Source organism: Marinobacter sp. 3-2, assembly GCF_003751355.1.
Classification (GTDB): Bacteria; Pseudomonadota; Gammaproteobacteria; order Pseudomonadales; family Oleiphilaceae; genus Marinobacter; species Marinobacter adhaerens.
On the sequence record NZ_RJUQ01000013.1, the window covers coordinates 232,499 to 245,222 of the forward strand.

Genomic DNA, 12,724 nt, shown 5'->3' on the forward strand with positions numbered 1-12,724 from the left:
AAACCAACCGGATTCCTGCTGTATGCGAATATTGCTGATTGAAGACGATCATCTTTTGGCCAACACCATGCTGGGTATGTTGCGTGACGAGCAGAACACCGTTGACTGGCTGGATGACGGCCAGCAGGCGCTCAATGCACTCCTGAACGATAGCTTCGATCTGGCCATCCTGGATCTGACGCTGCCCCGCGTGGACGGGCTGGATATCGTGAAAAAGGTACGCAGCCAGGGTATCGAGACGCCGGTCATCATCCTCACCGCCCGCGGCGATCTGGACGAAAAACTTCAGGGCCTCAATGCGGGCGCTGACGACTACCTGACGAAGCCCTTCGCCATGGCGGAACTGAAAGCTCGAATTCGGGCCGTTACGCGGCGCGGAGCCGGTGTCCGGACAGGCGGTCTGCAGGTGGGCAGGCTGATTCTGGACCCCGATTCAGGCCAGCTCAAGCTGGGGACCGAAACGGCGGCTCTTCCGCGCAGCGAATTCCAGATTCTGCACTACCTGATGCGCCACCCCGACCAGGTGGCAACCCGCCGTCGGCTGGAAGAGCAGCTGTATGGTTGGGAGCAGGGCGCAGAGAGTAATGCCCTTGAGGTGCATGTCCATCATTTGCGCCGGCGCGTTGGCAAACAGACCATCCGCACCGTCCGTGGCGTTGGCTACATGCTGGACAGCAAGGCCGCTGCGGAGGTTTCTCCCGAATGAGCCTGACCCGAAAACTGATCCTTCTGATCACCAGCACGGTGTTCTTCATCACTCTGATTGCTGCCGGCTGGGGCTTCTACGTAAGCGACCATCAACTGGAAGAGCTTTTCGACGCGGAGCTGGCCCAGAGCACCCGCATTGTCCAGGGCCTGGTTGAGCATCTCTCTTCCACGCAGTCGATGGAGCAGATCAGTCATACCCTGGAGAAGACGCTCCAACTGCCAGACGGCGTGTACCAGGGCGACGAGGAGGAGAATGAAATCCTGCCCGGCGGCGCGGGCCACAAATACGAACGGAAGCTGGCCTTTGAGGTCTGGTCGCCGGACCGGGAGCCGATTCTGGACACCCTGCGCGCCAACGATTCGCAGGGCCTGGAGCGTGGTTTCGGATGGCAGGAAGTAGCCGGATATCAATGGCGAACCTTCACCCTTGAAGATCCGGCGACCGGTTTCTGGATCCGCACGGCCCAGCGTGAAGATGTCCGGGATGAACTCAGCCAGGAAATCGCTCTCGGCAACGTACTGCCTTTCCTGATCGTGCTGCCCGTGCTGGCTCTGGCAGTGCTGGTGTCGATCCAGGTGGGCTTCCAGCCACTTAGAAAGCTCGAGAAGCCCGTACGCAACATGGCCCCGGAAAATATACACCCACTGGACGACCGGCAGGCGCCCAAGGAAGTCGCCGGTCTGGTGCAGGCGGTGAATGGTCTGCTCCGGCGCCTCAACCAGGCCCTGGAACGGGAGAGGCGGTTTTCTGCCGATGCCGCCCATGAACTGAGGACACCGCTTACGGCCCTGCGTCTGAATCTGGAAAAAGTCTACGAGAACGACCCGGAGCAATACGGCGATCTGATCCAGTCCGTGGACCGCATGGTGCACCTGGTTGAGCAGATGCTGCTGCTCAACCGCGTCGACTCTGGTGCCGATTTCACCCCGGAATACCACAACCTGTCTGCCATCGTGGAACAGAGCATTGCCGATGTGGCACCGCTGGCCCTGAAAAAGGACATCGACCCCGTGCTGCAGGACGATGCCGGTCAGGCCCTGGTCTCCTGCCACAGTGCCTTGATCAACACCCTCATGCGCTCCCTGCTGGCGAACGCCATCCAGTACAGCCCCGAACACACAAGCATCGAAACACACCTCACGCCTGCCGGTGAGGGATACCATATAACCGTGTGCGACCAGGGCCCCGGCATCCCAGCCGAGGCACGTGAGCGGGCTTTGAGCCGTTTTGTCCGGCTGGACCAGCGACTCGGTGGTGGCGCGGGTCTCGGGCTGGCCATCGCCAGGCGCATCGCTGAACTTCATGGTGGCCAGCTCACCCTGGGCGACCGGCCGGATGGCAACTCGGGCCTGTGCGTCAGCATCTGGCTCCCGGCCCGTGCCACCTCTCGTCTCAAGAAGGTTTAAGGTTGTTTTAAGGTTTGAGGAGGATACTCCGGCCCAATTGAACAGGGCCGACAGACGGCCCGGTTGATATTCCGTTTTCGAGGATGTCTTTACATGGGTCAGGAAAGAACTCTTTCGCTGGTTATACCGGCCAAGGATGAAGAAGCCAACATCGCTACCCTGCTGACCGAGGCCTATGGGGTAATGCGTGACTATCACGGCTTTGAGGTGGTGCTGGTGGATGATGGCAGCACCGACAGCACGCTGGACACAGCCGTTCGGACAGCCCGGGCCCTCGGGGGCCGGTTGTTGACCATTCGCCACGAGCGCAGCATCGGCCAGAGCGGTGCCCTGGCATCGGGTATCCGACAGGCCCGGAGTAAGTTGATTGTTACCATGGATGGCGATGGCCAGAATGATCCGGCCGACATTCCCGCCATGCTGCAGAAAGCCAACACCATGCGGAACCCGGACTTCTGTATTGCCGGCTATCGCAAGAATCGCAAGGACACTGCGTGGAAGCGATTCCAGTCACGCCTGGCCAATCGCGTGCGGGATGCACTGCTTCATGATGGCGTGCCCGATACCGGTTGCGGCCTGAAGCTGTTTCCCCGGGAAACCTTCCTCAAACTCCCCTGGTTCGATCACGGACACCGATTCATCCCGGCGCTGGTACGAGGGATCGGCGGTGACATTGCCATCGTGGAGGTAAACCACCGCCCACGCACCGCAGGGATTTCCAAGTACAACGCCTGGAACCGGACCTGGGCCGGCATCCTGGATCTGCTCGGTGTACTCTGGTTGCTGCACCGCACCCGGGTTCCTGTTATCAGCAGTGCCGGTCAGGCCGATCCACAGGGATCGGTGGCGGAGCGCTCCTGACATGATCAACAGTTCCCGCTGGCTGGCCTTCGCAGCCTTGGTGCTGGTTGGCTATCTGACCATCCACAACGGCTGGCTCGACTTCATTGCCGACCAGAATGAAGTGGCGAACTATCTCCACAGTCATGGTGTCGGCGGATTGGTGGTGATTACCCTCGCCGGCGCATTGTTTACCGGCCTTGGCGCTCCACGCCAGTTGCTCGCCTTCGTGCTGGGTTTTGCACTGGGCGGGCTCAACGGGACACTGCTGTCGACCCTGGCCGCCGCCATTGGGGCCACCGGCTGTTTCCTGACCGCCCGCTGGCTGCTGCGAACGCCATTGAGCCGGCGGTTCAGCCATCGCATGCAGCAGTTTGATCGCCTGTTCCGGGAGCAGACGCTGTTGAAGGTTCTCATGGTGCGTTTGCTGCCGGTGGGCAGTAACCTGGTGACCAACCTTGTCGCAGGCTGCTCCGGGATCCGTTTCTCACCGTTCCTGTTCGGCAGCACCCTGGGCTATCTGCCCCAGATGCTGGTGTTTGCCCTGGCCGGTGCCGGTATCGGCAATGCCAATGCCTATCAGCTTGCCGTGAGCATCGGCTTTTTCATTCTCGCCTCGCTGATTGGTGCTTTTCTCTATCACAACCAGAGGGCCAGGACGCTGGCCGATTCCGTTTCCGACTCTCTCTGAGACCGAACCATGGCTGCATCACCCTTCGTCCGCCACCTGCCGGACACCGTGTTTAACCTGTCCCGCAATCAACTCCTGCTGTTACTGCTGGCCTTTGCCGCAGTCGTAATTTTTACCGGGATCGGACTACGTTCCCCCTGGCCTGCCGACGAACCGCGGTTCGCGGAAGTGGCCCGCGAAATGGTCGCCTCCGGGCAATGGCTGATCCCCATGCGGGGTGGTGAGTTCTACCCGGACAAGCCACCGGTATTCATGTGGAGTATTGCCTTCTTTTACTGGCTGACCGGCAACCTGAAGATTGCATTCCTGCTGCCCAATGCGCTGTGTAGCCTGCTGACACTGGGACTGGTCTTTGATCTGGGCACCCGCCTGTGGAACCAGCGAACCGGTGCCATCGCGGTCATGTTGCTGATGCTTGCGCCCCAGTTCGTGATCCAGGCCCAGAAAGCCCAGATCGACGCCATGGTCGCCTGCTGGATTGCGGTTGCCTGCTACGGCCTGATCCGACACTTTTTCACCGGGCCCGCCTGGGGCTGGTACTTCGTCGGCTGGGCGTTTATGGGGCTCGGGATCATCACCAAAGGGGTTGGCTTCCTGCCGGCGCTGATGCTCATTCCGATCGTGGTCATGAAGCTTCGCGATCGCGCATTGTTCCGTGGCACGCTCACCTGGCGATGCGCACTGGGCCCGCTGGCCATGCTGGCAGTGGTTGCCGCCTGGCTGATTCCCATGGTGCTTTACGTCAACAATCTCGGCACCGAAGAGGCCCTGGCTTATCGGAATAATATCCTGTTCAAGCAGACCGGCGAGCGCTATGCCGACTCATGGGGCCATATCCAGCCCTGGTACTATTACCTCACCAGCGTAATTCCCTCGCTCTGGTTTCCTCTTCCGCTGTTGCTGCTGGCCTTGATCCGGCCCCTGTCTGAAACCGCCCGGTACCGGCCGATTATTCCTGTACTTCTGGGCTGGATTGCCCTGGTCATCGTGTTTTTCAGCCTCAGCCCCGGCAAGCGCGGTGTTTACCTGTTGCCAGCATTGCCCATGCTGGCGCTGATTCTCGCCCCGCTGCTTAGCAGCCAGAAACCGGCGGGGTGGTTTCCGCCGCTCCTGACAGGTGTGCAGTTACTGCTCGGTATCGCGTTGATGGCGGTTGGCGTCCTGGCCTGGAACGACCACCCCAGGTTGGTTGAAAAAGTGGCTGACTACAGCACCGACCCGGCCAAACTGCACGAGGCGGGGACGTTCGTCTTCGTCATAGGACTGGCCTGGCTGATCACCCTGTTCGGGTTCTGGCGCTCCCGTGCGCTGGGGCGTCTGTTCCTGGCCATGATGATCACCTGGCTGCTGCTGGGCACCTGGGGCTATCGAATTCTTGAGCCGCTTCGAACTCCTCGCAACGTGCTGGCCGCCGCAGAACAGCATATCCCGCCCGGCGGGCAGCTCGGCATGATCGACTTCCGGGAACAGTTCCTGCTGTTTTCCAAACGCGACTTTACCCATTTCAGCTTCTTCACCGGTCGGGAACAGGAAAATCGCAATGCCTGGTTATGGATGAGCGAAACCGAGGACAGCTATCTCCTCGTCGCCGATCAGATTAAGCTACCCTGCTTCACCAAAGAGGGTGCCATTCCCGTGGGCACGGCACACCGGGACAGCTACCTATTATTGACTGATGAACAAATGAACCCCAGCTGCGCACCACCAGACAAGGTCAAACGGTTTACCACGCCTGAGCCCGGCAGTTGGCAGGATTGAGCTGGCGAGGGATTAAGAGAAGAAGAAACGATGAAAAAGCATGAAATTAAAGCCCGTCGGGAAGAAAACCGTGTTGATTCCGTGAAAATCGTACGATCCCCCTCGAATGCGCACGAATGGGTCATACTTTTTAAGGATATTGAAGGAAAGACCTTTTTCCTGATATCCGACGACGATCATGTTTGCAGCTACGCAAACCTGGATGCGACCGTCGAGGCACTCGACGCTCTGGGATTTGCCCGTGCCGAAGTGCTGTTCTGACAGGCCCTACCTGGTTTTGGGCAAAGTCACCGAAACCTGCAGGCCCTGACCTCCCGGGCCAGCATCCAGCCGGATATCGCCACCCATCCCCCGAATCAGGGTACGGGCAATAGCCAGGCCCAGGCCTGCGCCACCGGTTTCGCGGCTGCGTGAGTGTTCCAGCCGATAGAAGGGTTCAAAAACCCGTTCCCGGTCCGCCTCGGGAATTCCCGGACCCTGGTCAACAATCGTGACAACCGCTTCTGTGTCTGTGGTTGCCAGTGTTACTTCCGCCTGCTCGCCATAATTAACGGCGTTCTCAATCAAATTACGCAGGGCACGTTTGACGGCTTCGGGCTGGCCCTGAAGTACACATCTCGGGCTGTCATCACAGTGCACCGCCAAGCCCATTTCCTGGAGATCACCACACAGGCTGTCCAGCAGGGTCGCCAGATCATAGCGACGGTGCTGTTCGGTGGTGGTGCCCCGGATGAAATCGAGGGTGGCTTCGGCAAGATGCTGCATTTCCCTGAGGGAATCGAGAAGACGGTCCCTGTCCTCACCTTCCGGCAGCATTTCCACCCGCAGCCGCATGGAGGTAATGGGTGTCCTGAGGTCGTGAGCGAGAGCCGCCAGCAGCCTTGCCCGGTCTTCCTGGGCGCGGCCAACCTGATCCTGCATCTGGTTGAAGGCGCGGGTAACCTCACGAACATCCTCCGGTCCCTTTTCAGGAATCCGGACTTTCTCCCCCCGCCCGAACGCGTGGGCCGCCTGGCTCAACTCGTTCATTGGCCGCAGTATTCGACGGACCGCCAGCAATAAGGTCAGCGTGAGCAGCACTGCGGTAATACCAACGCTGGTGAGCGTCGCCTTTAGCCACAGCCAGGAGGGCGCCGGTGGCCGGGCCCGGGCATTGAACCACTGGCCGGAAGACAGCGCCAGGGAAACACCCAGCACCGGCGGGCATTCGTGCCGTTCATCGTGATGGTCGTCATCATCACGGTGTTCTTCATACTCGTGGTGTTCATCATCCTCATCGTCATGCCGTTCACGGTCCCGATGATCATCGCGATCCCGCAGGCAGTCGTCTCCATCAGCCTCCATGGCCGTTCGAACCTGCGCCACGGGCAGACCCAGCTCCTCGGCCAGCCGGCGCCTCATGTCGGAGGACTGATCCTCGGTCAGATAGGGCGCGGGATCAATGGAAAGCCGCAGGGTCGGGCTGGAGAGTGCCCGGAGGATGCGCTCCTGCCGTTCCGGATCGGTAGTATCGGCCAGGGTATAGCCATCGGCCACCCGCTGGAGGACGTGTTCCAGACTGGCACTGCGCAACGCTCCCTGGCGCTCACCCGCCAGAATAACGATGGTGATAACCTGGGCCACCAGCAGCACCAGAATCAATAACAGCGCCAGCTGCCCACCGGCGCGCCTTGGCCACAGTCTCATTGTTCAGCCCCTTCGACCGCAGCAATCCACTGGTAGCCACCGCCCCAGATTGTCTTGATCAGCCTGGGGCTGCGGGCATCCGGGTCGATCTTTCGGCGCAGGCGGCTGACATGATTATCAATGCTGCGATCGAAAGCATCCGCCTCTCTGCCGAGGGTCAGGTCCATCAGCTGATCACGGGACAACACGCGACCGGCGTGCTCGAGGAAGGCGAGCAGAAGCTTGTACTCGGCGGTACTCAACGACACCTCGACACCTTCCGGATCGATGAGTTGATGGCGGTCGACGTCCAGCGTCCAGCCCTCGAACGTCAGGGACTGCCCGGCCATGGGGCTGCGTTGCGGTGGCAGCGCTGTGGTACGGCGCAGAACTGCTTTTATGCGGGCCAACAACTCCCGGGGGTTAAAGGGTTTGGTGAGGTAATCGTCGGCGCCCATTTCGAGGCCGACAATGCGATCGGTTTCCTCGCTCATGGCTGTAAGCAGAATAACAGGCAACTCGGTGTGCTCACGAAGGTAACGGCAGAGAGTGAGGCCATCGTCCCCGGGCATCATGATGTCCAGCACAACCAGGTCGACGGAGTGCTGTCGCAACTGTCGTTTCATGGCATCGCCGCCATCTGCCAGCAGCACGCGCAGGCCATGCTCCTGAAGATAGCGGCCGACCAGATCTCGAATGTCCCGGTGGTCATCGACGACCAGGATGGTGGGAGAGTCGCTCACTCGTTACTCCGTTGAATTACCGTCTGCCCTGATTATAGGGGAGTCGACTTCCCACTTGGGCGCGATCTTGTCAAAAACCGTCGCAAATCCCGGCCTTGCGACAAGTTGCGACAAAGTCGGTGGGTCACCGAGACAATTCTGCGACGTTTCCTTGATGCAATAGATCCTGACAAACGAGGGCATTCCCAATAAGGACTAAACCAACCAAGGAGTTCAACCATGAAGAAAACCACCACCATTGCCGCCATCTCTGCCGCTGCCCTGCTCAGTACGGCGCCCCTGCTGGCATCGGCCGATGACGACTACTGGGAAGAAGACCGCTATGAACATCGCGGTGACGGCAAGCACATGCGCGCCAGCCTCAAGCAGTACAGCACCGACGAGATGCGCATTATGGCCTATGGCCAGGCACTCAGGCGCTTTGGACCGGGCGTGAAGGTGTCCGTTGACGAAACTCCGGATGGCACCTACCGGGTACAACTGCGGGATGCCGAGCAGAACCTGATCCGGGAGCAGGAATTCAACCAGTACGGCGCTCCGGTTCGCGGCGGCCGCCGGGACTGATTGCCAGCTGACAGCGCGGGGCCCGGAAGGTGCTCCGCCAACCCCTGATCAAGGAGAATCGCGATGACATTGATGGACGCTGACAACCGCTATGGGGCCGTTTCCCGGGCTGTGCACTGGATAATGGCGGTTATGTTGCTGGTAATGCTTGCCAGCGAAGTCTGGTTTGAAGCCCTGGAGCACACACTCTCTGATGCGTCGCTTATGGCCTGGCACCAGACCCTGGGCCTGACCATTTTCGGGCTGGTTATCTTTCGCGGTCTCTGGCGCTGGCTTAACCGCGCACGTATAACACCACCGGCTCAATGGGCGACCATGGCCAAGCTCGGGCACATTGCGCTCTATGCCCTGATGATCCTGATGCCGCTGTCAGGGCTCGCATCCTCCCTCGGTGAAGGCGATCCTGTTACCTTTTTCGGCTGGACAGTCTTTGGCTACGGCCCGGAAATCGAGTGGCTGGAAGACAGCGGGGAAGAGGTTCATGAAGTGCTGGCCAACGTGTTGTGGCTCATGATCGGCATACACGTGGCTGCCGCCCTGGCACACCAGTACCTGCTGGGAGACCGGATCATGAAGCGCATGGCCTGACGGCCCGGGATACAGGAAAACCCTCGGGCTCAAGCCACCGGCAGCGAATCGTCGCTGCCCCAGTCCGCCCAGGAACCATCGTAAAGAGAAAGCTGGTCATACCCGGCCAGCTCCGCCGCCAGCAGAATGATGCAGGCGGTGATGCCGGTACCGCAGGAAAACACCAGTTGATGCCCGTCTCCGGGCTGGAGGCTCGGAGCAAGCCGCTTGAACGTTGATTCCAGCTCACTAACTGGCTTGAACCGGTAACCATCCAGCACCTCGGTAAACGGAAGATTGAGTGAGTTCGGAATATGGCCGCCGCGCACACCCGGACGGGGTTCCGGGGCCTGGGCCAGGAACCGCGCCCGGGATCTCGCATCAATCACCGAAACTCGCTCGTCGTCCAAATGCTGAAGCACGAAGGCGGAATCCCGAACCCGTCCGCGGTCCAGACGGCCCGCCATGTTCCCGGCGGAAGCCGCACCATTAATCGGAGCCGAAACCGTTTCACGCCCCTCTGCCAACCACTGTGGCAGGCCACCATCGAGCACGAAAACCTGTTCGAGGCCCATCGACCGGAGAATCCACCAGGCCCGGGGAGCGGAATAGATTCCCTGGTTGTCATAAAGCACCACCAGGCTTTCAGGCGTTATGCCCAGCCTGCGAACTTCCTGAGTGAACTGCTCCTCGGTGGGAAACGCATGGAGCTGGGCCGATTCCGTATTGCAGAGCGTTCCCTCCAGATCAATCTGGAAGCTCCCCGGCATCCACACCGGGTGATCATAAACGATCGGCTCCTTGCCAATAACCGTGGCCATACTCGCGTCGATCAGAACCAACCGTTCGTTATCGAGGTTTTCCTGCAACCAGTCGGTGGTTACGAGTGGGGACGCCATGGTGTGCTCCTGTTCCTACCAGAAATAAACGGCCGACTTCTCAGACCGACAAATCGCCAGACCTTCCCGGCTGCCGTCAGGAGGTTGCGGCAATCACCGAGATTTCCACCAGCAACTCCGGCGACGCCATTTGAGCCTGAACGCAGGCCCGGGCCGGCGCCGTACCTTCAGGCACCCAGTTGTCCCACACCTCGTTCAGGGCTTTGAAATCGGCCATGTCTGCCAGGTAAATGGTTGCAGAAAGGATTCGATCGCGGCTGGAGCCGGCGGTCTCGAGCAGCTCGTCGACTTTCTCCAGCATCCCGGTTACCTGGGTATGAATATCGGCGTTACGGTCCTTGGCAACCTGACCGCAAAGGTAAGCGGTGCCGTTGTGTTTTACGATCTTGCTCATTCGGCTGTTGGTGGAAATACGTTCAATGGTCATGGTGATGGCCTTGTTGGGGATGTCAGCAGCGCAGTGTTTTCCGACTGGCCTGCGACCTCACGGTTTTTGATCATTGTACCGGGGGCTATGGGGGCCCTCTGTCTTAGCTGGATTTATGCTCGATACTGTCCAGTGAGAAGGTCTTGGAAAACCGGTTGCGAGCCGCCTGCCCCTGTTCCATCTGTTCGGTCAGTTCACGCTGGCTGTCAGACAGCGTCTGTAACTCGTTAATGGTCTGACGCATTGATGGCAGCGCCTCACGGCGGAAGCTGTTGATGTCTTCCCAGGCAGCCAGGGAGTTCGCAAACGTCTGCTTGAGCTTGTCCATATCCAGTGATGCACTTGCGGCCTGTTTGTGAATTTCCACGCCTTGTGTTTTGAGTCGCTCGGATGTTTGCAGAAGAAGGTCAGAAGCGGTTTCATTGGTGGTCTGAAGGGCGTCCAGCTGTTTCTTCTGACGGGCGAGGCCCATCGCGATGGTGGAAGCAACGGATAGCGCTTCGACTGTGACATCCAGCGCGCGCTTGATGCCGCGAATCAGTTCTTTGTTGTTGCCAATCAACAAATCGGCCGACTGGACGCCCTGCTGGTTGACGGCCAGCCGTTGCTGAAGGTCCATGATGCGCTGGCGAAGGGCAAACAGAATTTCTTCCTCAAGGAACTTTTTCTTCTCAGCATCGGTTTCCTGTTCAATCTTGCTCACCACTTCCGCATCCAGCAACTCACCGAAGGCAACATAGTCTTCAAGCTCAAAGGTGAGTGCACGCATACGGTCGCGATCAACCGCGAGCGACTTGTTATCTTCGGAAAGCTGCTGCATGCCCAGCCGAAGCGCATTGGCGATATCTTCGATTACCGAACTGACTTCCTGATACTTGGATGCCCAACGAGAGATCGGCGTGCCTACGAAGGGAAGCTTGGACAGCATGCGGCGCATAAAGCCCATCGAAAAGTCGATTTCGTTAGGGTTAACCTCACGGACCTTGCCCTGCAGCGCCAGCAGCCTCTGATCAACTTCGCTGCCGTCCTCTGCCGCCTGTGCAAGTTCATGAATCGGTTTTTTTAGAAGCGCGCTGGTCTCGGATAGTTTGTGTTCGACTTCCCTACCCAAGGTCTCGACTTCAGTCACCATTTCTCGGCGCTGATCCAACTCCCGTGGACCGATAACGACAAGTTGCTGTACCACTTCGGCTGCCTTAATTTTCAATTCTGGCAGGCGATCATCCTGGGCAACTGCGGCTTTTAGTTCCTTTTCGCTCATGCTTGTTTCCTTCTGCCAGGACCGTTAAGCCCTCTTTTCCAAATTAAGCTGACGCAGGCCCCACGGGATAGCGTCGGATGGTTTGAATATAGTGGCGGATTTCTTCCGAATTGGCGGTATCGATTTCATACAGTTCGATCAGCGCCAGAAAAACAGAGGCTCGCAGGGTGCCCATCGAAACCATGCGCCGGAGGTTCGCTGAGGAAAGGTCGATTCCGACACTGGCGAGGTCGCGGGAAAGGTCGTCCCAGTGCAGACTTCGCTTGGCCATTTCGGCTTTCAGAAGGCGTCTGCTCACCTCCTCATATTCCAGCCCGTTGGCTTTCGCTCCTTCCATGCGAGTCAATTCCTGTTGTATTTGTGATCTGATCTATATGATATAACAGTTGTTTCGTTATAGTTCCATCTGAAACTTTAACGGACTTCTCAATACACAAAAGGAACACATGCTCTGTCTGTGTTAAGTGTCACAATGACTCGAGACGACAGCTTGTGTGTATTATCTGAAGCGCGCATAAAACGGACTTCCAAAAGGATTTGAAAACGTATGGAAACGTTTTTCACCCTGATTTCCTCCTTCCCCACGGTCCTTTGGACCGGCCTTCTATTGTTCTGCCTGATGTACTGGGGCGTGGCGCTGATCGGCCTGGCGGACTTTGACACGCCAGAAATTGATCCTGAGCTCCCCGATGGCGGGCTTGAGGGCATTGCGGGCGTTGCAGCATCCCTGGGCCTTGATGGAGTTCCCCTTTCGGTGGCGCTCACCGCGATCAGCCTGTCTGGTTGGACCATCAGCTATTTCGCCGATTTATTGATATTTGGGCCCGAGGCCTCAGGGCTCGTTGCCATGATTGGTTCGATACTAATCCTGCTTGGTTCTGCCCTGCTGTGCCTCAAACCGGCGGCATGGATTATCAAACCACTCAAGCCACTTTTTAAGAACACCCGGGCCTCCAATAACGATCTATTGGGTGCTACGGGCATTGTGGTTTATGCCGTTTCCCCTACTGCGGGTGTGATTGACTGTGCGGTCAATGGTGCCCACCTCCGACTCGAAGCCCGTAGCTCCACAGAAATGGCGCCGGGAGAGAAAGCTGTGGTCATCAAGTACCACAAAAACGACGCGGTGTATCAGGTCGTTCCTGAAGCCGATTTTCTGACGGGATTGACCCGTTAACACCAAGGAACTGAGGT

15 protein-coding genes are annotated in these 12,724 nt (G+C 58.7%); 9 read left to right on the forward strand and 6 right to left on the reverse strand.

The window, feature by feature from the left end; genetic code table 11:
• Nucleotides 1-22: 22 nt before the first annotated feature.
• From EDB94_RS08505 to EDB94_RS08530, 6 genes are all read left to right on the forward strand, one after another.
• Nucleotides 23-706 (forward strand): response regulator transcription factor, encoded by a 684-nt coding sequence (locus tag EDB94_RS08505; RefSeq protein ID WP_053113696.1) that lies wholly within the window; start codon nucleotides 23-25, stop codon nucleotides 704-706.
• Nucleotides 703-2,115 carry an ATP-binding protein gene (locus EDB94_RS08510; protein ID WP_014579084.1) on the forward strand — a complete coding sequence of 471 codons (1,413 nt, stop codon included), beginning with the start codon at nucleotides 703-705 and terminating at the stop codon, nucleotides 2,113-2,115. The genes EDB94_RS08505 and EDB94_RS08510 overlap by 4 nt, the downstream gene beginning before the upstream one ends.
• A gap of 93 nt (nucleotides 2,116-2,208) precedes the next feature.
• Nucleotides 2,209-2,976, forward strand: coding sequence for a glycosyltransferase family 2 protein (locus tag EDB94_RS08515; protein ID WP_014579083.1), 768 nt, complete (start codon nucleotides 2,209-2,211; stop codon nucleotides 2,974-2,976).
• Nucleotide 2,977: 1 nt separating this feature from the next.
• Complete coding sequence (locus tag EDB94_RS08520; protein WP_053113691.1) at nucleotides 2,978-3,646, forward strand: TVP38/TMEM64 family protein; 669 nt, start codon at nucleotides 2,978-2,980, stop codon at nucleotides 3,644-3,646.
• A 9-nt stretch (nucleotides 3,647-3,655) separates the two neighbouring features.
• Nucleotides 3,656-5,404, forward strand: a complete 1,749-nt coding sequence (locus EDB94_RS08525) for a glycosyltransferase family 39 protein (RefSeq protein ID WP_108018096.1) — start codon at nucleotides 3,656-3,658, stop codon at nucleotides 5,402-5,404.
• A gap of 30 nt (nucleotides 5,405-5,434) precedes the next feature.
• Complete coding sequence (locus tag EDB94_RS08530) at nucleotides 5,435-5,665, forward strand: hypothetical protein (RefSeq protein ID WP_014579080.1); 231 nt, start codon at nucleotides 5,435-5,437, stop codon at nucleotides 5,663-5,665.
• Nucleotides 5,666-5,671: 6 nt separating this feature from the next.
• Here the strand turns inward: EDB94_RS08530 and EDB94_RS08535 are convergent, their stop codons facing one another.
• Both EDB94_RS08535 and EDB94_RS08540 read right to left on the reverse strand, forming a co-directional pair.
• Nucleotides 5,672-7,090, reverse strand: a complete 1,419-nt coding sequence (locus tag EDB94_RS08535) for a HAMP domain-containing sensor histidine kinase (RefSeq protein WP_108018097.1) — start codon at nucleotides 7,088-7,090, stop codon at nucleotides 5,672-5,674.
• Entirely contained in the window at nucleotides 7,087-7,812 is a 726-nt protein-coding gene (locus EDB94_RS08540; RefSeq protein WP_014579078.1) for a response regulator, read from the reverse strand. The genes EDB94_RS08535 and EDB94_RS08540 overlap by 4 nt, the downstream gene beginning before the upstream one ends.
• A 219-nt stretch (nucleotides 7,813-8,031) precedes the next feature.
• On the opposite strand from EDB94_RS08540, the gene EDB94_RS08545 reads away from it, so the two are divergent.
• Together EDB94_RS08545 and EDB94_RS08550 are read left to right on the forward strand one after the other, a co-directional pair.
• The gene (locus tag EDB94_RS08545; protein WP_053113681.1) at nucleotides 8,032-8,376 is read left to right on the forward strand and encodes a hypothetical protein; all 345 of its coding nucleotides are present in this window, start codon (nucleotides 8,032-8,034) and stop codon (nucleotides 8,374-8,376) included.
• 63 nt (nucleotides 8,377-8,439) lie between these two features.
• Nucleotides 8,440-8,964, forward strand: a complete 525-nt coding sequence (locus EDB94_RS08550) for a cytochrome b (RefSeq protein WP_088558428.1) — start codon at nucleotides 8,440-8,442, stop codon at nucleotides 8,962-8,964.
• 29 nt (nucleotides 8,965-8,993) lie between these two features.
• On the opposite strand, the gene EDB94_RS08555 is transcribed toward EDB94_RS08550, so the two are convergent.
• From EDB94_RS08555 to EDB94_RS08570, 4 genes are all read right to left on the reverse strand, one after another.
• Nucleotides 8,994-9,842, reverse strand: coding sequence for a sulfurtransferase (locus EDB94_RS08555; RefSeq protein WP_108018098.1), 849 nt, complete (start codon nucleotides 9,840-9,842; stop codon nucleotides 8,994-8,996).
• A gap of 76 nt (nucleotides 9,843-9,918) precedes the next feature.
• On the reverse strand, nucleotides 9,919-10,269 hold the full coding sequence (locus EDB94_RS08560) for a RidA family protein (protein ID WP_008177087.1): 351 nt from the start codon (nucleotides 10,267-10,269) through the stop codon (nucleotides 9,919-9,921).
• Nucleotides 10,270-10,372: 103 nt separating this feature from the next.
• Entirely contained in the window at nucleotides 10,373-11,530 is a 1,158-nt protein-coding gene (locus tag EDB94_RS08565) for a toxic anion resistance protein (RefSeq protein WP_108018099.1), read from the reverse strand.
• 43 nt (nucleotides 11,531-11,573) lie between these two features.
• Entirely contained in the window at nucleotides 11,574-11,867 is a 294-nt protein-coding gene (locus EDB94_RS08570) for a DUF6471 domain-containing protein (RefSeq protein WP_108018100.1), read from the reverse strand.
• A 210-nt stretch (nucleotides 11,868-12,077) separates the two neighbouring features.
• On the opposite strand from EDB94_RS08570, the gene EDB94_RS08575 reads away from it, so the two are divergent.
• Complete coding sequence (locus tag EDB94_RS08575; protein WP_108018101.1) at nucleotides 12,078-12,707, forward strand: hypothetical protein; 630 nt, start codon at nucleotides 12,078-12,080, stop codon at nucleotides 12,705-12,707.
• The last annotated feature ends 17 nt before the right edge of the window (nucleotides 12,708-12,724 follow it).